This window comes from Actinophytocola sp. (assembly GCF_035762905.1).
In the GTDB taxonomy this organism is placed as follows: Bacteria; Actinomycetota; Actinomycetes; order Mycobacteriales; family Pseudonocardiaceae; genus DASYTH01.
Genome location: NZ_DASUCC010000077.1, coordinates 174,909 through 193,797, shown reverse-complemented (window position 1 = coordinate 193,797; position 18,889 = coordinate 174,909). Strand labels below are relative to the sequence as shown.

19 protein-coding genes are annotated in these 18,889 nt (G+C 73.8%); 4 read left to right on the top strand and 15 right to left on the bottom strand.

The features are described 5' to 3' along the window. Together groEL and groES are read right to left on the bottom strand one after the other, a co-directional pair. Nucleotides 1–756: chaperonin GroEL (gene groEL / locus VFV67_RS16120; protein ID WP_326470871.1), on the bottom strand; the 756-nt coding region annotated here is incomplete at its 3' end. Between the two features lie 79 nt (nucleotides 757–835). After that, nucleotides 836–1,129: a co-chaperone GroES gene (gene groES / locus VFV67_RS16115; RefSeq protein WP_326470870.1), complete on the bottom strand. Its 294-nt coding sequence runs from the start codon at nucleotides 1,127–1,129 to the stop codon at nucleotides 836–838. A gap of 260 nt (nucleotides 1,130–1,389) precedes the next feature. On the opposite strand from groES, the gene VFV67_RS16110 reads away from it, so the two are divergent. Next, nucleotides 1,390–1,857 (top strand): hypothetical protein, encoded by a 468-nt coding sequence (locus VFV67_RS16110; protein WP_326470868.1) that lies wholly within the window; start codon nucleotides 1,390–1,392, stop codon nucleotides 1,855–1,857. A gap of 114 nt (nucleotides 1,858–1,971) precedes the next feature. Beyond that, the gene (locus VFV67_RS16105; RefSeq protein WP_326470867.1) at nucleotides 1,972–3,882 is read left to right on the top strand and encodes a peptidoglycan recognition family protein; all 1,911 of its coding nucleotides are present in this window, start codon (nucleotides 1,972–1,974) and stop codon (nucleotides 3,880–3,882) included. 137 nt (nucleotides 3,883–4,019) lie between these two features. Here the strand turns inward: VFV67_RS16105 and VFV67_RS16100 are convergent, their stop codons facing one another. Genes VFV67_RS16100 through VFV67_RS16075 form a run of 6 tightly spaced genes read right to left on the bottom strand, consistent with a single transcriptional unit; the run spans nucleotide 4,020 to nucleotide 8,945 of the window. Further along, entirely contained in the window at nucleotides 4,020–5,351 is a 1,332-nt protein-coding gene (locus VFV67_RS16100) for a hypothetical protein (protein WP_326470865.1), read from the bottom strand. Further along, nucleotides 5,348–5,857 (bottom strand): SigE family RNA polymerase sigma factor, encoded by a 510-nt coding sequence (locus tag VFV67_RS16095; RefSeq protein ID WP_326470863.1) that lies wholly within the window; start codon nucleotides 5,855–5,857, stop codon nucleotides 5,348–5,350. Before VFV67_RS16095 ends, VFV67_RS16100 begins: the two co-directional genes overlap by 4 nt. A gap of 55 nt (nucleotides 5,858–5,912) precedes the next feature. After that, nucleotides 5,913–6,971, bottom strand: a complete 1,059-nt coding sequence (gene tsaD / locus VFV67_RS16090) for a tRNA (adenosine(37)-N6)-threonylcarbamoyltransferase complex transferase subunit TsaD (protein ID WP_326470861.1) — start codon at nucleotides 6,969–6,971, stop codon at nucleotides 5,913–5,915. Next, nucleotides 6,968–7,423, bottom strand: coding sequence for a ribosomal protein S18-alanine N-acetyltransferase (gene rimI, locus VFV67_RS16085; protein ID WP_326470859.1), 456 nt, complete (start codon nucleotides 7,421–7,423; stop codon nucleotides 6,968–6,970). The genes tsaD and rimI overlap by 4 nt, the downstream gene beginning before the upstream one ends. Further along, nucleotides 7,420–8,091 (bottom strand): tRNA (adenosine(37)-N6)-threonylcarbamoyltransferase complex dimerization subunit type 1 TsaB, encoded by a 672-nt coding sequence (tsaB, locus tag VFV67_RS16080; protein ID WP_326470886.1) that lies wholly within the window; start codon nucleotides 8,089–8,091, stop codon nucleotides 7,420–7,422. The genes rimI and tsaB overlap by 4 nt, the downstream gene beginning before the upstream one ends. Nucleotides 8,092–8,102: 11 nt before the next feature. Continuing rightward, nucleotides 8,103–8,945, bottom strand: a complete 843-nt coding sequence (locus VFV67_RS16075) for an SAM-dependent methyltransferase (RefSeq protein WP_326470857.1) — start codon at nucleotides 8,943–8,945, stop codon at nucleotides 8,103–8,105. 56 nt (nucleotides 8,946–9,001) lie between these two features. On the opposite strand from VFV67_RS16075, the gene VFV67_RS16070 reads away from it, so the two are divergent. Beyond that, nucleotides 9,002–10,405, top strand: coding sequence for an acyl-CoA synthetase (locus tag VFV67_RS16070; protein ID WP_326470855.1), 1,404 nt, complete (start codon nucleotides 9,002–9,004; stop codon nucleotides 10,403–10,405). Beyond that, nucleotides 10,398–11,714, top strand: a complete 1,317-nt coding sequence (locus VFV67_RS16065) for a carboxyl transferase domain-containing protein (RefSeq protein WP_326470853.1) — start codon at nucleotides 10,398–10,400, stop codon at nucleotides 11,712–11,714. Before VFV67_RS16070 ends, VFV67_RS16065 begins: the two co-directional genes overlap by 8 nt. A gap of 13 nt (nucleotides 11,715–11,727) precedes the next feature. Here VFV67_RS16065 and VFV67_RS16060 read toward each other — a convergent pair whose 3' ends face one another. The 7 genes from VFV67_RS16060 to glmS all read right to left on the bottom strand — a co-directional run bounded on the left by VFV67_RS16060 (nucleotide 11,728) and on the right by glmS (nucleotide 18,849). Further along, the gene (locus tag VFV67_RS16060) at nucleotides 11,728–11,868 is read right to left on the bottom strand and encodes a hypothetical protein (RefSeq protein ID WP_326470851.1); all 141 of its coding nucleotides are present in this window, start codon (nucleotides 11,866–11,868) and stop codon (nucleotides 11,728–11,730) included. A gap of 234 nt (nucleotides 11,869–12,102) precedes the next feature. Beyond that, nucleotides 12,103–12,810 (bottom strand): HAD family hydrolase, encoded by a 708-nt coding sequence (locus VFV67_RS16055; RefSeq protein ID WP_326470850.1) that lies wholly within the window; start codon nucleotides 12,808–12,810, stop codon nucleotides 12,103–12,105. Between the two features lie 5 nt (nucleotides 12,811–12,815). Further along, a complete protein-coding gene (gene tsaE, locus VFV67_RS16050; protein WP_326470848.1) occupies nucleotides 12,816–13,286 on the bottom strand; it encodes a tRNA (adenosine(37)-N6)-threonylcarbamoyltransferase complex ATPase subunit type 1 TsaE in 471 nt (156 codons plus the stop codon). Beyond that, complete coding sequence (locus VFV67_RS16045; protein WP_326470846.1) at nucleotides 13,283–14,374, bottom strand: alpha/beta hydrolase; 1,092 nt, start codon at nucleotides 14,372–14,374, stop codon at nucleotides 13,283–13,285. The genes tsaE and VFV67_RS16045 overlap by 4 nt, the downstream gene beginning before the upstream one ends. Continuing rightward, nucleotides 14,371–15,510, bottom strand: a complete 1,140-nt coding sequence (alr, locus tag VFV67_RS16040; protein WP_326470845.1) for an alanine racemase — start codon at nucleotides 15,508–15,510, stop codon at nucleotides 14,371–14,373. The genes VFV67_RS16045 and alr overlap by 4 nt, the downstream gene beginning before the upstream one ends. A 15-nt stretch (nucleotides 15,511–15,525) precedes the next feature. After that, a complete protein-coding gene (locus tag VFV67_RS16035; RefSeq protein ID WP_326470844.1) occupies nucleotides 15,526–16,968 on the bottom strand; it encodes an NAD(P)H-hydrate dehydratase in 1,443 nt (480 codons plus the stop codon). A gap of 9 nt (nucleotides 16,969–16,977) precedes the next feature. Continuing rightward, nucleotides 16,978–18,849, bottom strand: a complete 1,872-nt coding sequence (glmS, locus tag VFV67_RS16030) for a glutamine--fructose-6-phosphate transaminase (isomerizing) (protein WP_326470842.1) — start codon at nucleotides 18,847–18,849, stop codon at nucleotides 16,978–16,980. Between the last annotated feature and the right edge of the window lie 40 nt (nucleotides 18,850–18,889).

Genomic DNA, 18,889 nt, shown 5'->3' with positions numbered 1-18,889 from the left:
GACGTCCTCGGCGACGATCAGCACCGGCTTGCCGGCGCCGGCGATCTTCTCCAGCAGCGGCAGGACCTCGGCCAGCGCCGAGATCTTCTCCCGGTGCAGCAGGACGTAGGTGTCCTCCAGCACGGCCTCCTGCGCCTCCGGGTCGGTGGCGAAGTAGGCCGAGATGTAGCCCTTGTCGAACTGCACACCCTCGGTGATGACGAGCTCGGTGGCCATCGTGGAGGACTCCTCCACGGTGATCACACCGTCCTCGCCGACCTTCTCGATGGCCTCGCCGAGCAGCGCGCCGATCGAGGGGTCGCGGGAGGCGACCGTGCCCACCTGGGCCACGTTGTCCCGGCCCTTGACCGGCGTCGCCCGGTCCTTCAGCGCGGCCACCACGGCGTCGGCGGCGGCCTGGATGCCGTGGCCGAGCGCGGTCGGGTTGGCGCCGGCCGCGACGTTGCGCATGCCGACCCGGACCAGGGCCTGGGCCAGCACGGTCGCCGTGGTGGTGCCGTCGCCGGCCACGTCGTTGGTCTTGGTCGCGACGTTCTTGGCGAACTGGGCGCCGAGGTTCTCGAACGGGTCGGCCAGTTCGATCTCGCGCGCGATGGTGACGCCGTCGTTGGTGACCGTCGGGCCGCCGAACTTCTTGGCCAGCACTACGTGCCGGCCGCGCGGGCCGAGGGACACGCGGACCGTGTCGGCGAGCTTGTTCACCCCACGCTCGAGCGCCCGACGAGCGTCCTCGTCGAAACTAATCTGCTTGGGCAATGTCTACCTTCCTCGATGCGAAACGCCCCGGAAGCCCCCGGAATGAGGGGCCGCCGGGGCGTCTAGCGGGTGACCGGTGTCAGTTGATGACAGCCAGAACGTCACGGGCGGAGAGGATCAGGTAGTCCTCGCCGTCGTACTTCACCTCAGTGCCGCCGTACTTGGAGTAGATCACGACGTCGCCGACGGACACGTCCAGCGGGACGCGGTTGCCGTTGTCGTCGATTCGGCCAGGGCCGACAGCCAGGACCTTCCCCTCTTGGGGCTTCTCCTTGGCGGTGTCCGGGATCACAAGGCCGGACGCCGTCGTGGCCTCGGCCTCGTTCGCCTGGACGAGGATCTTGTCCTCGAGCGGCTTGATGTTCACGCTCACCGGTGTGACCTCCACGGTCGTCGAAAGCGTTGGCAGGTACCTATTTCATTGACCGGCTCCTGCCACCCCGCCGTCGCGGGTGCCGGGGCGGTGTCTGGTGCCGTACGGCTAGCACTCTACCTATCCGACTGCTAGCCCTTCAACCGAGGGTGGCGGGGGACGACGAGACCCAGGTCAACAGTGGGTGGTTGATTCATCCATTGCGGGGAACTCCTCCGGCGGAGCCCGGGTGTCGGGCTGGTAGCAGGAGGTGAACCCCAATGCTGATCCTCGGGTTGTTGCTGGTCGTGGCCAGTGCGGCGGCGACGGCGCTGCTCGTGGCGTACAACGGGACCGGTGGGACGGAGCAGACGGTCGTGCTGTTCGGGCGGGAGTTGGCGAGTGTCACGGCACTCGAAGCGTTCGTGAGCGGGCTCGTTGTGGCGGTCGTGTTCTGCCTCGGCGTCTGGATGATGGTCCGGGCCGGGCGACGCAGCGCGGCGGTGCGGTCCGAGTACCGGGCGGTGCGCCGGGAAGCGCGGGAGAACGCCAAGGAGCGGGACCGGCTGGCCGACGAGTTGGCCAAGGAGCGGTCCGTGGCCGAACGCGATGCTCCGACCACCGTCGTGGAGACGCCGCCGAAGCCGACGCCGCAGGAGCGCGGCCGGAGCATCGCCGAGCGGTTCCGCCGGCAGCGGCAGACCGACGAGGCGACCGTTGCCGACGAGCAGGCGACGCGCGGCCGGTGACAGGACAAGTAAGCGATCAACCAATTAGGGATCTTTACGGGTAAGTATTGACGACCCGGGGCAGGCGCAGCAGAGTTGGCGATGGTCCACTCCGTCCTGCCCCGGGAGATCCGTATGTCGCGTCTACGCAGACCATTTCCCGTTCTTCTCGCCGTGGCCACGACGACCGTGAGCCTGGCGGTCGCGATCCCCGCGGCCGCCGAACCCGCGGACGGGCAGCGCCAGCGGGCGTTCGCCGCGGCTGCCGCCGAGTTCGGCGTACCCGAGAGCATCTTGCTCGGCGTGTCGTACCTGCAGTCCCGCTGGGACGCCAACGCCGCGACGCCGAGCGTGACGGCCGGCTTCGGCCCGATGCACCTCACCGACGTGACGGCGGCGCCGCCCGGCACCCACCACGACGCCGGCACCGAGGACGCCCGCGGCGACGAGGCCCGGCCGGCGCTGCATCCGCGGGCGACGCTCGGTGAGCTGGCCGATCCGGCGCTGCACACCGTGGCGCGGGCCGCCGAACTGACCGGCGCCGACCCGGCCGCACTGCGCTCCGATCCCGTGCAGAACATCCGCGGCGGGGCCGCCCTGCTCGCCGCGTACCAGCGCGAGCTTGGCGCGGCCGGCGCCGATCCGGCCGGCTGGTACGACGCCGTGGCCCGGTACGGCGGGGCGACCGATCCCGCCGCCGGCACGGTGTTCGCCGACGAGGTGTTCGCCACCCTGCGCACCGGGGCCGACCGGGTCACCGACGATGGTCAGCACGTTCGCCTTGCCGCACAAGGGAATCTCCCGCCGGCGAACCGGGGTCCGGCGAACGACCCGATGACCGAGTGCCCGGCCGGCCTCGGCTGCGAGTGGATCCCGGCACCGTACGAGCAGTACGGGCCCGGCACCGGCGACTACGGCAACCACGACCTCGCCAACCGGCCGGAAAGCCAGCAGATCCGGTACATCGTCATCCACGACACCGAGGGCAGCTACGCCACCACACTGCGGCTGGTCCAGGACCCGACCTACGTGAGCTGGCAGTACACCCTGCGCTCCGCCGACGGCCACGTCGCGCAGCACGTCCAGGCCAAGGACGTGGCCTGGCACGCCGGCAACTGGTACGTCAACGCCAAGGCGATCGGGCTCGAACACGAGGGCTTCGCCGCGCAGGGCACCTGGTACACCGAGGCGATGTACCGCTCCTCCGCCCGGCTGGTGCGGTTCCTGGCCCGCCGGCACCACATCCCGCTGGACCGGCAGCACATCATCGGCCACGACAACGTGCCCGGCACCATCCCGTCCACGGTCCGGGGCATGCACTGGGATCCGGGCCCGTACTGGGACTGGGCGCACTACTTCGACCTGCTCGGCGCGCCGCTGCGCGGCTTCGGCAACCTGCCGACCGGGATGGTCACCATCCGGCCCGACTTCGCCACCAACCAGCCGGCGTTCACCGGCTGCACGGCGGCCGGGGTGCCGTGCCCGCCGCGCGGCTCCGGCTCGGTCATTCTGCGTACCGAGCCGCGGGCGGACGCCCCGCTGCTCCGCGACATCGCCCTGCGCCCGGACGGTTCGCCGAGCACCATGCACATCTCCGATCACGGCAGCCGGGTGGAGACCGGGCAGCAGTTCGCCGTCGCCGAGCGGCGCGGCGACTGGACGGCGGTCTGGTACCTGGGCCAGAAGGGCTGGTTCCACAACCCGCCGGGCAACCCCACCGCGGTGAGCTCGCTCGGCCTGGTGGTCACGCCGAAACCGGGCCGGGACAGCATTCCGGTGTACGGCCGGGCCTACCCGGAGGCGGCGGCCTACCCGGCCGACATCCCGGCGCAGGCGGTCACGCCGCTGCAGTACAGCCTGCCGGCCGGTCAGCGCTACGTGCTCGGGATGATCTCGCCGTCCGAGTACTACCGGGCGGTCACCTTCGACACCAGCGTCGGTCACGTCGTGGTGCGCGGCCAGCTGCGCTACTTCCAGATCCAGTTCGGCCACCGGGTGATGTTCGTCAACGCCGACGACGTCACCCTGCTGCCCTCGCTCTGGTAGTCCGCCGCTCCGGAATTAACTGCTGTCGTTACGTTCCAGCGATTGGTGCGGATCAGCGGTTGATTGTGGCTGGGGTGCCGTCACGGTGCCCCTGAGGTCACATTGGTTGCGCCGCACCGCAACCCCGGTCAGCACTGCTACCAGTGCTGGCCGGGGTTGATCGCGATGCCGATCAGCTCGTCGCGGCCGAGCGGCGGGGTCCGGCGGGTGGGGCCGGCCGACTTCTGCTCGCCGACGGCGGACCGGTTCCGGGACATGATCGACACCTGGGTTCCGGTCGGCGACACCGTGTTGAGCGTCAGCGTGACGACCTGTCCGTCGATCGTCCTGGCCAGGACGCCCGGGCGGCCGTCCGGCAGCGTGATCGCCTCGCAGTCCGGCCCGAAGCAGCGCGGTGCCATCCCGTCCGGGGCCGGCGGACTCAGCTCGATGAACAGGTTGCCCGCGCCTTGGCTGTCCACCAGGTCGGCGGTGAGCTTGTAACCGCCCTGGCTGACGAAGAACGCCAGCGCCGGCACCCGGGCCTGGGGCACCTGGACGGCCCTCATGCCGCTCGGCACCACGGTGCCGGTGGTCAGCGTCGCGGTCAGCCTGTCGGCCATGCGCTGGGACGGCGCCTGCGGGAGCGACACGGGTGCCGACGTCGTTGTCGACGCCGGTGCCGACCGCGAGAGCCCCAGTTCGGGCAGCGTGAGGATGCGGGTCAGCGCGTCGTCGTCGAGGATCCGCGGCGCCGGGTTGTCCCCAGGGGCGCCGGTCTCCAGCACGCTCACCGCCGTCCCGTCCGGGCGCCAGCCCGCGGCCTCCACCCGGACCGGCACGTCGGGCCGGTCCGGCGGGGTGACCAGGATGCGCACCGTCGTGCCATCGGCGGCGGTGCTGACCCTGCAGTCGACCGCGGTGGCCAGCAGGGTGCAGTCCCGGTAACCCGGAGCGCGGGACCGCACCAGCGACAGGAACACGCCCCGGTCGCCGGCCGGGCTGCGCAGCGTGAACCGGGTGGACCAGGAGCCGCTGCTCGTCGGGCACAGCGGCGGACGCTCCGGCTCGGCCGACACCCCGGGCGGCAGCGGCAGGGTGGCCCGGCTGAACGCCTCGGACAGGCGCACGGCCTGCAGCTCGTCCTCGGCGGACGCCGGCCCCGCCTGCGCCGCGCGACCGAGGGCGCCGGGTGGCACCGGCAGATCGGCGCAGCTCACCGATGGCCCGGGAGCCGTGCTGGACGGTGCCGAGACCACGGTGTCCGAGGCCGGGTCCGCCGGATCGTCGGTCGCCGGTCCGGCGCCGAACTGGCTCACGGTCACCGCGGCGCCGACCACCGCCACCACGCTGAGCGCCGCGGCCCCGGCGATGCCCAGATGCCGCCGGGCCTGGCGGCGCCGCCCGCTGGTCCGCACCGCGTCGTAGTCGATCCGCAGCGGCGGCTCGCCGGCCAACGCCTTGGCGATCATCTCGCGTACCTCGTTCACGATTGCTCCCTCAGCACCGGCCGGCCGGCGGCGAGCAGCCGGCGCAGCGCGGCCAGGCCCTTGGCCGCCTGGCTCTTCACCGTCCCCTCGCTGCACCCGAGCAGCTGCGCCGTCTCCGCCACCGGCAGGTCCTCCCAGTACCGCAGGACCACGGCGGCGCGCTGGCCGGGCGGCAGCTCGGCGAGCGCCCGCCGCACGTCGATCACGTCGTCCACGCCAGGCGCGGCGGCGGCCTGGATGTCGGGAACCTCGCCCATCGCGGTCTCCCGCCTGCGGAACCACCGCCGGGAGTCGTCGATCGCGGCCCGCACCACGATCTTGCGCGCGTAGGCGTCCACCTGACCGTCCCGGTGCAACCGCGGCCAGGCCACATACAGCCTGACCAGTGCGGTCTGCGCCAGATCCTCCGCCTTGTGCCAGTCTCCGCACAGCAGAAACGCGGTGCGCCGAAGCACGGCCGCGCGGGCCTCGAAGTACGCGCGGAACTCGAGATCCCGGTCGGGCACGTGGGCTCCCTTCGATCACCCAGCTATACGGGTGATCGCCGCCTCGGGTTGCCGGTCAGACCGAGACCGTGCCGACCGGCAGCGCGGGATCGGCGGACAGGTCCAGCGCGGACGGCGGCACCCCGGCCGCGACCAGGTGCGCGCCGAGCGCCGCGATCATCGCGCCGTTGTCGGTGCACAGCCGGGGCCGCGGCACCCGCAGCTCGATCCCGGCCTCGGCACAGCGCTGCGCGGCCAGCGCGGACAGCCGGGAGTTGGCCGCCACCCCGCCGGACACGACCAGCGTGCCGATGCCCAGCTCGCCGGCCGCGCGCACCGCCTTCGCGGTCAGCACGTCGGCCACCGCCTCCTGGAACGACGCGGCCACGTCGTCCACCGGCACCGGCTCGCCGTCCCGCTCACGCGCCTCGACCCACCGGGCCACCGCGGTCTTCAGGCCGGAGAAGGAGAAATCGTAAGGCCGGCGTCCCAGTTCTGATTGGCGCTGTCCGGTCAGGCCGCGCGGGAACGCGATCGCCGCCGGGTTGCCGCGCCCGGCGGCCCGGTCGATCGGCGGCCCGCCCGGGTAGGGCAGACCGAGGATCCTGGCCACCTTGTCGTAGGCCTCGCCGGCCGCGTCGTCGATCGTGGAGCCGATCTCGGTGATCTTGCCGGCCAGGTCGTCCACCAGCAGCAGCTGGGTGTGCCCGCCGGAGACCAGCAACGCCAGGCACGGCGAGGGAAGCGGGCCGTGCTGCAGGGTGTCCGCGGCCACGTGCCCGGCCAGATGGTTGACCCCGTAGAGCGGCACGTCCAGCGCGGCCGCGTACGCCTTCGCCGCGGACACCCCGACCAGCAGCGCGCCGGCCAGCCCCGGACCGCAGGTCACCGCCACGGCGTCCACATCGGACAGTTCGACACCGGCCGCGGCGATCGCGCGCTTCATGGTGGGCACCATGGCTTCCAGGTGCGCCCGGCTGGCCACCTCCGGCACCACGCCGCCGAACCGGGCATGCTGCTCCACGCTGGACGCGACCTCGTCGCCGAGCAGTTCCAACTCGCCGCGCGGGCCCAGCCGGACGATCCCGACGCCGGTCTCGTCGCACGAGCTCTCAATGCCCAGAATCAGTGTCATGCCGGCTCCCGGGCCATGGTGTAGGCGTCGGCGCCGGACGGCCGGTAGTACCGGCGGCGCAGGCCGACCCGGCTGAACCCGTTCGCCTCGTACAACCCGATCGCCACCGCGTTGTCCGTGCGCACCTCGAGAAAAACCGGAGCGTGCAGCTCGTCCACCTTGTCCAGCAACGCTTTCAGCAGGGCTCGGCCGACACCCTTGCGCTGCCACAACGGATCCACGCCGATGGTGTGCACGGTGGCCTCGCACGAGGGCGGCCGGCCGACCAGCGCCATGCCCGCGTAGCCGACCAGCCAACCATCCACATAGGCCCCGACGTAGTAGTGGCCGGCGTTCAGCTCGGACCGGAACGCCGACTCACTCCACGGGTCGTCACCGGGGAACAGAATCCGCTCCAGCTCCGCACATCGGCCCACGTCCTTTCGCCGCAACGGTTCCAGCCGAAACGTCATCGCAGCACCCGCTTGCGCGCGCCCGGCTCGACCGCGTCCGGGCGGCGCAGGTAGAGCGGGGTCAACGGGCCGGCCGGGGTGCCGGCCCGCAGCGCCGGTCCCGCGGCGGCGACCAGTCCGGCCGGCGACGGATGCTCCGGCCCGGTCACCGCGAGGCCGAGCACCTCGGCGTAGAGCCGGGCGCCGTAGCCGGCCGCGCGGTGCACACCCAACTCCGGCAGCCGCGCCGCCAACTCCGCCGGCCGCTCGACCGCCGGCCCGGTCACCCGGGCACCGGTGCCGTCGTAGCCGGCCCAGTACACCTCCCGGCGCCGGGCGTCGGTGACCACCAGCAGCGGCGCGCCCGGGACCTCGGCGGCGATCGCGTCCAGCGAGCACACCGGGTACACCGCGACGTCCAGCGCGTGCCCGAGCGCCGCGGCGGTCACCATGCCGGCGCGCAACCCGGTGAACGGGCCCGGTCCTACGCCGCACACCACAGCGTCCACTTCGGACAGCTCGCGGCCGGCCGAGTTCAGCGCGTGCAGCAGGTGCGGGGTGAGCAGCTCGCCGTGCGCCTTGGCGTCGACCGTGACCCGCTCGGCGAGCACCCGGGCCGCGCCGCCGTCCAGCGCGACCACTCCGGCGGTGATCGCCGGCGTCGCGGTGTCCACGGCGAGCAGCAGCACGAGGGTCAAGCCTACGAGGTGGCCCGGACCGCCGTCAGGAAGCCCATGCTGAATGCCTCCGGGTCGGGCCGGCCGTACGCGTCGGCGAGCGCCTGCCCGCTGTGCGGGGTGGGTCGCCAGCCGGCCCGATCCAGCCAGTCGGACAGCTCCTCGCTCAGCCCGCCCTTCCACAGGTGCGCAACGCCGGCCGTGCTGCCGCTGGCCTGGACCAGGTCCAGCAGCGCACCGCCGCTCTCGGGCAGATGCTCGCAGGCCAGCCGGCTGCCCGGCGCGGACACCGAGCCGACCGCGGTGAGCAGGGCGGCCACCTCGTCCGCGGTGAGATAGGCCAGCAGCCCCTCGAGCAACCACGCGGTGGGCTCGGCCGGCCGCAGCCCGGCCTCGGTCAGCCGCGCCGGCCAGTCCGCGCGCAGATCCGCGTCGAGCACGGTGCGGGCGCAGCCCGGCTCGGCCTGCCGCGCGGCGAGCACCTGCTCCTTGTAGCCGGTCATCTCGGGCAGGTCGACCTCGAACAGCCGCACGCCGTCCGGCCAGGCCAGCCGGAACGCCCGGGTGTCCAGCCCGGCCGCAAGCAGCACCACCTGTCGGCACCCGGATCCGGTCGCGGCCAGCAGGTAGTCGTCGTAGAACCGGGTGCGGACGGCGATGTGCGGTCCGAAGACGGCCAGGGTCCGCTCGGCCGCGGCGGCGGACTGGATCAGGTCGCTGTCCGGCAGCACCGCCTGCGCGGCGACCACGAACGCCTCGGCCAGCGGGTCCTCGAACAGCCGGTCGGGCCGCCGGCTCTCCACCGCCCGCATGAACGCGACCCCGATCGCGGTCCGGGACAGGTTGGTCAACTTCTCGGTCGCCATCCGGCCCTCCCCGTGTCGAGTCGAGAATATGGTCCGGACACGGCGAAAGGAGAGCAATGGCGCAACCGCTGTTTCCCGCGCTGGCCGCCGGGGACGACCGGGAGGCGCTGCGCTTCGGCGCGCGCTCGGTGAGCTACCGGGAGCTGGCCGCGGCGGCCGGCCGGCTCGCCGGGTCGCTGCGCGCGCACCGGCGGGTGGCGGTCTGGGCGCACCCGAGCGTCGAGACCTGCGTCGCGGTGGTCGCGGCGCTGCTCGCCGGGGTGCCGGTGGTGCCGCTCAACCCGAGGACCGGGGAGCGGGAACTGGACCACATCCTGCGCGACAGCGAGCCCGGCCTGGTGCTCGGCGAGCCGGACGGGCCGGTGGACCTGCCGGCCGGCGACACGGCGTGGTCCGGCACCGAGCCGGATCCGGAGGCACCGGCGCTCGTCGTCTACACCTCGGGCACCACCGGCCCGCCCAAGGGGGTGCTGCTGCCCCGCCGGGCCATCGCCAGCAACCTCGACGCGCTGGCCGCGGCCTGGGCGTGGACCCGGGACGACGTCCTGGTGCACGCGCTGCCGCTGTTCCATGTGCACGGCCTGATCGTCGGGGTGCTCGGCCCGCTGCGCCGGGGCGGCGCGGTGCACCACGTCGGCCGGTTCGCCAGCGCCGCCGTCGCGGCCGAGCTGGGCGGCCCGGCCACGATGATGTTCGGGGTGCCGACCATGTACCACCGGCTGGCCATCGACTGCGCGGCCGATCCGGAGCTGGCCGCCGCCGTCGGCCGGGCCCGGCTGCTGGTGTCCGGCTCAGCCGCGCTGCCGGCCACCGACCACGAGCGGATCTTCCGGCTGACCGGGCAGCGCGTGGTCGAGCGGTACGGCATGACCGAGACGCTGATGAACACCAGCGTGCGGGCGGACGGCGAGCGCCGGCCGGGGACCGTCGGGGTGCCCCTCGACGGCGTCGAGGTGCGGCTGGTGGACGACGCCGGGGTGGCCATCGGACCGTGGGACGGCACGACGGTCGGCGAGATCGAGGTGCGTGGCCCGAACCTGTTCCTCGGATACCTCAACCGGCCCGAGGCGACCGCGGCGGCGCTGCGCGACGGGTGGTTCCGGACCGGGGACGTGGCGGTCCGGGACCCGGACGGCTACCTGCGGATCGTCGGGCGGCGGGCCACCGACCTGATCAAGAGCGGTGGGTACAAGATCGGTGCCGGCGAGATCGAGAACGCGCTGCTCGAGCATCCCGGAGTGGCCGAGGTGGCGGTGACCGGGCAGCCCGACGACGACCTCGGCGAACGGATCGTGGCCTGGGTGGTGCCGGCCGCCGGACCCGCACCGACCGCGGCGGAGCTCGCCGATCACGTCGCCCGGCTGCTCGCCCCGCACAAGCGGCCCCGGGTGGTGCACTTCCTGGACGCGTTGCCGCGCAACGAGATGGGCAAGGTCATGAAACGATCCCTGGATGGCTGAGGCCCGGGCGATGATCGCCGCGGTGACCAGCGCGTTCACCGACTTCGGTCCGGGCAAGGTCAGCGCCGACCCGCTGGGCTGGCCCGGTTACCCGGCGGCGCTGGCCGCGGCCACCGAACGCACCGGCGAGCGCGAGTCGGTGGTGTGCGGGCGGGCCAGGATCGGCGACACCGAGGCGGTGCTGATCGCGTTCGACTTCCGGTTCCTCGGCGGCTCGATCGGGTCGGCCACCGGCGCGATGCTGACCAACGCGTTCGAGGCGGCGGTCTCCGCCGGGCTGCCGGTGGTGTCGATGCTGGCCACCGGCGGCAGCCGGATGCAGGAGGGGATGCTGGCGCTGCGCCAGCTGCAGCTCGTCTCGGCCGCCGCCGCTGCGCTGCGCGCGGCCGGGCCGCCGCACGTCGCGGTGCTGTGCGACCCGACGACCGGCGGGGTGTGGGCGTCGCTCGGCGCCGGGGCGGACGTGGTGCTCGGGGTGGCCGGGGCCCAGGTCGGGTTCGCCGGCAGCCGGGTGCGGCCGGTGGTGTTCGCCCAGGATCCGGCGTACACGGCCGAGGGCCAGCTGGCCGCGGGCGCGGTGGACGAGGTGGTGGACGCGGCGACGCTGCGCGGGGTGCTCGGTCAGTGGCTGGCGCTGCTCGGGGACCTGCCGGCGCCGCGACCCGCGCCGGTGCCCCGGGCGCTGGGCGAGGCGGAGCCGGCCAGGGACGGCTGGGCGGCGGTGCTGCGGGCCCGGCTGGCCGCGCGGCCGCGGGCGTCGGCCTACCTGGACGACTATTTCGAGCTGCGCCGCCCGGTCAGCGGAGACCGGGCCGGCGGCGTCGACCCGGGCATGCTCTGCGGGATCGGCCGGCGCGACGGGCAGGTGATCGCCTACGCGGCACAGGCCGGCACGGCGACCACGCCCGCCGGGTTCCGCACCGCGGCCCGGCTGATCCGGCTGGCCGGGCGGCTCGGGCTGCCGGTGCTGACCCTGGTGGACACGCCGGGGGCGGCCGTCGACCCTGGCGCCGAGCGGGCCGGCCTCGGCCCGGCGATCGCGTCGCTGTTCGCCGCGGTCGCCGAGGTCACGGTGCCGGTCACCACGCTGGTGATCGGCGAGGGCGGCTCCGGCGGGGCGCTGGCGCTGTCCGCACCGGACGCCACCTGGATCACCCCGGACGGGTACTTCGCGGTCATCGCCCCGGAGCTCGCCGCGGCGATACTCAAACGCAGTGCCGCCGACGTGCCGGCCACGGCCGGACAGCTCCGGCTGCGGCCGGCGGATCTCGTCGAGCTCGGCGTCGTGCGGGGCATTGTTACCACCTGAGCCGCCACCTGAGTCAGTGCCGCGTCCGCAGCCGCTGCCACCAGTGTGGCCGGCGCCCGCCGCTGTCCCGGAGCCGGCGCACCGCCTGGTGCCGGCGCGCGGTCTCCAGCCGGTAGTCCATCTCGGCCCGGACGGCTTCTGGGGTCCACTCCATGTCAATCACCCTTTCCTGACGATGCAACGAACTCTCGTCCTGAGGGCGGAGTCCGGGCATCGGAGGAACACGCCGACCGCGCGGCGTGGGCCCTTACTCGGGCGCTGAGAGGCGCCCCGGTGACCGGGTAAGGCGGAGTAAGGGACGACCTCAGGGCACCAACCAGGCAAAGCCGGCCGCTGCGTCGCCGGGCCGCTGCCGCCGGCCTTCGGCCGGCGGCAGCGGGTTTTCTGGTCAGTGCCGGCTGAGCCAGGGTTCGACGACCGCGGGGAGGTCGGCGAGACGTCGGATGGTGGCGTCCGGTCGGGCATCGACGGGCACCAGTTGGGCGGCCGGGATGTCGCTGTTGGGAATGAACACCGTGCGCATGCCGGCCGCCTGGGCGCCGCTGACGTCGTCGAACATCCGGTCGCCGACGTAGACGCAGTCGGCCGGGTCGTCGATGCCGACCGCGGTCATGGCGGCCAGGAAGGCGTCCCGGTGGGGTTTGGTGTACTCGAGGTCGCTGCTCCAGACCAGGGCGTCGAACAGGTCGAGGACGCCGTCGCGGTGCAGCCACTCCTCGTGCCAGGTCGCCGGCCACGACGTGGAGGACAGCACGCCGGTGCGCAGGCCCCTGGCGCGCAGCGCCTCGACCATGTCCGGGACCTCGGGGTCGGTGTAGGTCGCGTGCTCCCAGAAGTCGCGGTAGGCGCGGAACGCCTCCTCGTCGGCCGGGGCGCCGGCCGCCTCGAGCACCTGGCCGATGGTGAACGCCCGGTGCTCGGTCCGGACCCGGCCCCAGGCGGCGGCCTCGGCGAGCCGGATCGCGTCGGCGAGCTCGGCCGCCCGGTCCGGGTCGTCCGGGTGGAGTGCGTCCGCATAGGCCCGCCAGCCCTGGGTGTGGTCCACGGTCAGCCACGGAGTGAGCGTCCCGCCCCAGTCAAAGATCACCGCCCGCATGCCGTTCAGCCTAGCCGGAGGCGGTGTGCCCACCCGCCGTGCGGGACGACGGTGGCGATCCTGGTCTCGTCCTCGGTGCGGGCCAGCCGGACCAGCAGGTGGTCCTCGGACAGCCGCTCGGCCAGGTGCTCGCCCCACTCGACCACCACGACCGCGTCCACCAGCTCGGTGTCCAGGTCGAGGTCGTCCAGCTCGGCCAGGTTCCCGCCCAGCCGGTAGGCGTCCACGTGCACCAGCGGCACGCCCCGGCCGCCCGGCGCCGGCCGGTGCTCGCGGGCGATGATGAACGTCGGCGAGCTGACCCGCCCGGCCACCCCGAGGCCGTCGGCGATTCCCTTGGCCAGCACGGTTTTCCCGGCGCCGAGGGGACCGGCGAGGAGGACGAGGTCGCCCGGCCGGAGCAGCCCGCCGAGCTTGCGTCCAAAGTGGAGGGTGTCGGACTCGGTGGGCAGCCGCACGGTCACCGGCTCGGTCATGACCGCCGCCGCCACCACCGGCGCCGGTCGGCACCCGGGCCGAAAGCGCACTGCTGCAACAACATCACCAGGTGGTCGGTGACCAGGTCCGGTTGCTCGAGCATCACCATGTGCCCGGCGCCGGCCGCCCGCACCAGGGTGGCGTCCGGCAACTCCGCCACGATCCGCTCGGCATGCGCGAACGGCGTGAACAGGTCCCGGTCGCCGCTGATCACCTGCACGTGCGCGTGCTTGAGTCCGACCAGCGCGGCGTACCGGTCGTGCGTGCCGAACGTGTCGGTGAACGAGGCGAGATCGGCGACCGGGGTCACGCCGAGCATGTCCACCATGAAGTCGACCAGGCTCGGGCTCACCTGACCCGGCCCGAACGCGAGCGACCGGGTGGCCCGCCGGGTGATCGCCCCGCCGGCCGCCCGGACGTACTCCACCAGGCCCGGCCGCCAGCCGGCCAGCCGGCCGACGCTGCGGGTCACCGGGTTGTACCGGGACAGCAGCGGCCGGGGCAGCCCGCGCTTGCCGACCTCGCCCGCGGTCGTGGCGATCAGCACCACCCCGCAGACCCGGTCGGCGAACAGGTCCGGATCCTGCTCGGCCAGCGCCATGATCGTCATGCCGCCCATCGAGTGTCCGATCAGGACGATCGGGCCGTCCGGCACCACGGCGCGCAGCACCTCGCCGAGATCCCGGGCCAACTGGTCGATCGTGCAGGACGCGGCGGCGCCCCGGCTGGACCGGCCGTGGCAGCGCAGGTCGAACAGCACCTGCCGGACCCGCGGCGAGGTCAGCCGGGCCAGGTCCCGGCGCTGGAAGTGCCAGCACTTGCGGCTCAACGCGAACCCGTGCACGTACACCACGGTCAGATCGGGCCGGCCGGTACCGGGCGGGTCGATCTCCTCCACCGAGATCACCACGCCGTCGTCGGCGGCCACCGAGCTCACCCGGTCCGGCTCGAGCCGGCCGAGCGGCTCCTCGACGTGGGAGTCGTGCGCGGCCCGCTTGCGCGCCGCGGTGATGGCGATCGCCGCACCGGTCGCGGCGACGCCGAGCGCGCCGCCGACCGCGGTGACCACGGCGTGCGAGGTCTTCACCCGGCCGCTCCGCTGTCCACATAGGACCGAACCACGCGCGGCCGGTACATCCCGGTGACGATCTCGTAGTCGATGGTGCCCAACGTGTCGGCCCACTCGGTGGCCGTCGGGGCGCCGTGCTCGCCGGACCCGAACAGCGTGACGATGTCGCCCTCCGCCACCGGATCGTCGGCGCAGTCCACCATGATCTGGTCCATGCACACCCGGCCGACCACCGGACGGCGGCGCCCGGCCAGCCACACGTCCATCCGGCCGGACAGACCGCGCGGGATGCCGTCGGCGTACCCGGCCGGCACCAGGGCAAGCGTGGTGGCCCGCTCGGCGGTCCAGGTCTGTCCATAGGAGACGGACTCGCCGGCCGGGATCCGTTTCACCAGCGCGACAGAAGACCGGAAGGTCATCGCCGGGCGGAGATCTTCCTGCTGTGGCAACGGATTCAGCCCGTACATGGCGATGCCCACCCGGACCAGGTCGAAGTGCAGGTCCGGCCGGCTCAGCGTGGCCGCGGAGTTCGCCAGGTGGCGCACCGGGTTCAGCCCGGCGGCCCGGGCCAGCCGGTAGGCGTCGTCGAACCGCTTGGCCGCCTCGTCGATCGACGGATGGCCGGGCTCGTCGGCGCAGGCCAGGTGCGACCAGACGGCGACCACCTCGATCCGGCCGGCCCGCTCGGCCGCGACCGCCGCATCGATGAGCGCGGGCCACTCCTCTGCCGGGCAGCCGTTCCTGGCCAACCCGGTGTCGATCTTGAGGTGCACCCGGGCCGGGCGGTCCGCGGCGGCGGCGCCGGCCACGATCGCCGCCAACTGGCCGGAACCGGCCGCGCTCAGGTCGATACCGGCCGCGACGCCCGGCGCGTAGTCCGTGCCGACCGGGTCGAGCCAGCTCAACACCGGCGCGGTGAGCCCGGCCGCGCGCAGATCCAGCGCCTCGGCCAGCGAGCAGGCGCCCAGCCAGGTCGCGCCCGCGGCCAGCGCCGCCCTGGCCACCGGCACCGCGCCGTGCCCGTACCCGTCCGCCTTCACCACGGCCATGGTCGCCGCGCCGGAACCCGCCGCCCGCCGGGAAAGCACCGTCACGTTGTGCGCGATCGCGCCGAGGTCGACGATCACCTCGGCGCGCGGCAGCTGGTCAGCCATAACGATTCCATGCTGTCATACCAGGCCCCGGGCGGACCGGATGGCGTCCGGGACGGCCGCGACGATCTTCGACGCCGGGGCGGGTGCCCCGGCCGCGGCCAGCGCACCGGCCCGCTCGTGCACCCACGCCGCGCACCCGGCCGCCAGCCAGGGATCGATCCCGGCGGCCAGCAGCGCACCGATCAACCCGGACAGCACGTCGCCGGAGCCCGCGGTGGCCAGCCAGGCCGAGTGCGCCGGGTTGACCAGCACCCGGCCGGCCGGATCGGCGACCACCGTGCTGTATCCCTTGAGCAGCACCACGCAGTTGGTCTTCGCGGCCAGCGCCCGGGCCGCGGCCACCCGGTCCGGGCCGAGCGTGACCCGCACCGGGTCGGCGATCCGGGCGAACTCCCGGTCGTGCGGGGTGAGCACCACCGGCACGGCCGGGTCACGGGCGTCCCACAGCTCCGGATTCGTTGCCAGCAAAGTGATTCCGTCGGCGTCGACACACACCGGCAGCCCGTCGCCGAGCACCTTCCCGAGCACCTCACGGCCGGCGGTGCCGGTGCCGAGGCCCGGTCCGGCCACCCAGGCCTGCACCCGGCCGGCATCGGCCACCGAGCCGGTGGCGACCACCTCCGGCCAGCGCGCCCGCACCTCGTCGGCCGCCGATCCGGCGTAGCGCACCATGCCGGAGGTGGCCAGCACCGCGGCGCCGGTGGTCAGCACGGCCGCTCCGGGGTAGGTGGCCGAGCCGGCCGCGATCCCGGTCACGCCCTGGGTGTACTTGTCGTCCCGCGGGCCGGGCAGCGGCCAGGTCGCGGCCACGTCGTCCGGGTCGAGCACGACCAGGTCCGGCGCACCCAGCTCGCCGGCGAGACCGATGTCCACCAGGTGCACCGCGCCGGAGCGCACCAGCCCCTCGCCGAGCACGTGCACCGGCTTGCGGCAGCCGAAGGTGACCGTGACGGCCGCGGTCACCGCGGGGCCTTCCGCCGCACCGGTGTCCGGGTCCACCCCGCTCGGCAGGTCCACCGCCAGCACCGGTGCGGTGATCCCGGCCACCAGCTCGGCGGCCGGCGCCCGCAGCGGGCCGTGCGCGGACAGCCCGACGATGCCGTCCACCACCAGATCGGTCCGACCGTCCACTGTGGACACGATGCGGCCGCCGGCCCGGCGCAGCGCCGCCAGCCCCTGTGCATGTGCCCGGTCCGGCTCGAGCAGCAGCGCGTCGACCGCGACCGACCGGCGGCGCAGGAAGTGCCCGGCCCACAGCGCGTCGCCGCCGTTGTTGCCGGCGCCGACCAGCAGCGTGACCCGCCGGCCGGCGACCCCGCCGGTCCGCTCGGCCAGCACCGCCGCGGCCCGGGCGGCCACACCGAACGCGGCCCGGCGCATCAGCGTCCCGGCCGGGACGCGCGCCATCAGGCGCTCCTCGGCCGCCTTCACGTGCTCGGTGGTCCACACGCCCCGCATGGGGGTGCACTATTCCACGGTCACCGACTTGGCCAGGTTGCGCGGCTTGTCCACGTCGTAGCCGCGGGTCCGGGCGATCTCGGCGGCCAGCACCTGCAGCGGCACCGTGGAGACCAGCGGCTGCAACAGGGTGGGCACCGCCGGCACCTCGATCAGGGCGTCGGCGAACGGGCGCACGGTCTCGTCGCCCTCCTCGGCGATCACGATCGTGCGCGCGCCGCGGGCCTGGATCTCGCTGATGTTGGACACCAGCTTGCTGTGCAGCACCGCCCGGCCCTTCGGCGACGGCATGACCACCACCACCGGCAGGCCCTCCTCGATCAGCGCGATCGGCCCGTGCTTGAGCTCCCCGGCGGCGAACCCCTCGGCGTGCATGTAGGCCAGCTCCTTGAGCTTGAGCGCCCCCTCGAGCGCCACCGGGTAGCCCACGTGCCGGCCGAGGAACAGCACGGCCTTGGAGTCGGCCAGCGCGCGGCCGAGCGACCTGGCCGCGTCGATCGTGCCAAGCACCTGCTCGACCGCCCTTGGCATCGCCGCCAGCTCGTGGAACTCGCGGGCCACCTCGTCCGGGTACTTGGTGCCGCGGGCCTGCGCCAGCGCCAGCCCGACCAGGTAGTTGGCCGCGACCTGGGCAAGGAACGCCTTGGTCGAGGCCACCCCGATCTCCGGCCCGGCGTGCGTGTAGAGCACCGCGTCGGACTCGCGCGGAATCTGCGCGCCGTTGGTGTTGCACACGGCGAGCACCCGGGCCTTCTGCTCCCGGGCGTGCCGCACCGCCTCCAGCGTGTCGGCCGTCTCGCCGGACTGGGACACCGCCACGACCAGCGTGTCCCGGTCCAGCACCGGGTCCCGGTAGCGGAACTCCGAGGCCAGCTCCACCTCGACCGGCAGCCGGCACCAGTGCTCGATGGCGTACTTGGCCAGCATCCCCGAGTGGTAGGCGGAGCCGCAGGCGACCACGAACACCTTGTCCACCTCGCGCAGGTCCTGGTCGGACAGGCGCTGCTCGTCGAGCACGATCCGGCCGTCGACGAAGTGCCCGCGCAGCGTGTTGGCCAGCGCGTCGGGCTGCTCCTCGATCTCCTTGAGCATGAAGTACTCGTGGCCGCCCTTCTCGGCGGCGGAGAGGTCCCAGTCCACGGTGAACCCGCGGACCACCCGGTCCGCGCCGGCGAAGTCGGTCACCTGGTACCCGTCGCGGGTGATGGTCACCACCTCGTCCTGGCCCAGCTCGACCGCCTCGCGGGTGTGCTCGATGAACGCCGCGACGTCGGAGGCGAGGAACATCTCACCGTCGCCGACGCCCACCACCAGCGGCGAGCTGCGGCGCGCGGCCACGATCCGGTCCGGCTCCGCTAAATGCGCCACGACCAGGGTGAACGCGCCGTCCAGCCGCCGGCACACCCGGCGCAGGCAGGCCGGCAGGTCGCCCGCGGTGTCGCCGCCGTCCACGCCGTCGTAGGCGCGGGCGACCAGGTGGGCGACGGTCTCGGTGTCGGTGTCGCTGGTCAGCTCCACCCCGGCCGCCTCCAGCTCGGCGCGCAGCGCGGCGAAGTTCTCGATGATCCCGTTGTGGACAACGGCCACCCGCCCGGTGGTGTCCCGGTGCGGATGCGAGTTGCGGTCCACCGGCGGGCCGTGCGTGGCCCACCTGGTGTGGCCCATGCCGGCGGTGCCGCCAAGGCTGTCCCGGCCGACCTCGTCCAACCGGGCCTCCAGGTTGGCCAGCCGGCCGGCCTTGCGCTGCACGGCCAACTCGCCCGTCCCGGTCAGCACCGCGACCCCGGCCGAGTCGTAGCCGCGGTACTCCAGGCGCCGAAGGCCGTCGAGAATGACGTCCAGCGCCGGGCGGTGTCCTACGTATCCCACAATTCCGCACACGCCGCCGAGCGTAAACGGTGCCCGTAGGAGCGCCGGTAGG

Bases quoted from the DNA above. Each gene is read 5' to 3' on its own strand.
- VFV67_RS16110 (WP_326470868.1), top strand. From the start codon at position 1,390: ATGCTGATCCTCGGGTTGTTGCTGGTCGTGGCCAGTGCGGCGGCGACG.
- VFV67_RS16105 (WP_326470867.1), top strand. From the start codon at position 1,972: ATGTCGCGTCTACGCAGACCATTTCCCGTTCTTCTCGCCGTGGCCACG.
- tsaD (WP_326470861.1), bottom strand. From the start codon at position 6,971: ATGACACTGATTCTGGGCATTGAGAGCTCGTGCGACGAGACCGGCGTC.
- rimI (WP_326470859.1), bottom strand. From the start codon at position 7,423: ATGACGTTTCGGCTGGAACCGTTGCGGCGAAAGGACGTGGGCCGATGT.
- VFV67_RS16075 (WP_326470857.1), bottom strand. From the start codon at position 8,945: ATGGCGACCGAGAAGTTGACCAACCTGTCCCGGACCGCGATCGGGGTC.
- VFV67_RS16070 (WP_326470855.1), top strand. From the start codon at position 9,002: ATGGCGCAACCGCTGTTTCCCGCGCTGGCCGCCGGGGACGACCGGGAG.
- VFV67_RS16065 (WP_326470853.1), top strand. From the start codon at position 10,398: ATGGCTGAGGCCCGGGCGATGATCGCCGCGGTGACCAGCGCGTTCACC.
- VFV67_RS16060 (WP_326470851.1), bottom strand. From the start codon at position 11,868: ATGGAGTGGACCCCAGAAGCCGTCCGGGCCGAGATGGACTACCGGCTG.
- VFV67_RS16055 (WP_326470850.1), bottom strand. From the start codon at position 12,810: ATGCGGGCGGTGATCTTTGACTGGGGCGGGACGCTCACTCCGTGGCTG.
- tsaE (WP_326470848.1), bottom strand. From the start codon at position 13,286: ATGACCGAGCCGGTGACCGTGCGGCTGCCCACCGAGTCCGACACCCTC.
- alr (WP_326470845.1), bottom strand. From the start codon at position 15,510: ATGGCTGACCAGCTGCCGCGCGCCGAGGTGATCGTCGACCTCGGCGCG.
- VFV67_RS16035 (WP_326470844.1), bottom strand. From the start codon at position 16,968: ATGCGGGGCGTGTGGACCACCGAGCACGTGAAGGCGGCCGAGGAGCGC.